The organism is Zobellia uliginosa (assembly GCF_018860745.1).
In the GTDB taxonomy this organism is placed as follows: Bacteria; Bacteroidota; Bacteroidia; order Flavobacteriales; family Flavobacteriaceae; genus Zobellia; species Zobellia uliginosa_B.
Genome location: NZ_JAHKPY010000010.1, coordinates 1 through 558 on the forward strand (window position 1 = coordinate 1; position 558 = coordinate 558).

A 558-nucleotide genomic window follows, 5' to 3' on the forward strand; every position below is an offset into this window, starting at 1 on the left:
GTTACCGAATCCCAACTTTTTAATGAATTAGGTTCTCCCGATTCAGGCGGGACGTGGTCCCCGGCTATGGGAGGTGCAGGAATATATACCTATACCGTTGCCGCAACTGCGCCCTGCACCGGTGACGATACCTCACAAGTAATCGTCTCAGAACAACTCCTACCGAACGCCGGAACCGACGGAACTCTGACCATCTGTGCAGGAGAGACCGTAACCGAACCGCAACTTTTTAATGAATTAGGCTCCGCCGACCCAGCCGGAACATGGTCACCCGCAATGGCAGGCGCTGGAACCTATACCTATACCGTTGCCGCAACTGCGCCCTGTACCGTTGACGATACTTCGGAAGTCGTAGTAAGTGAACAAGATTTACCGAATGCAGGTAGCGATGGCGCTTTGACCATTTGCGCTGGAACAACGGTTACCGAATCCCAACTTTTTAATGAATTAGGTTCTCCCGATTCAGGCGGAACATGGTCCCCGGCAATGGGAGGTGCAGGAACATATACCTACACCGTTGCCGCAACTGCGCCCTGCACCGTTGACGATACTTCGGAA

General features: G+C 53.0%; 1 protein-coding gene. It reads left to right on the top strand.

The genetic code is table 11. The annotated features are described in order from the left end of the window. Positions 1 to 558, top strand: a 558-nt coding sequence (locus KO521_RS11355) for a hypothetical protein (protein WP_215940044.1), incomplete at both ends; no start/stop codon positions are given.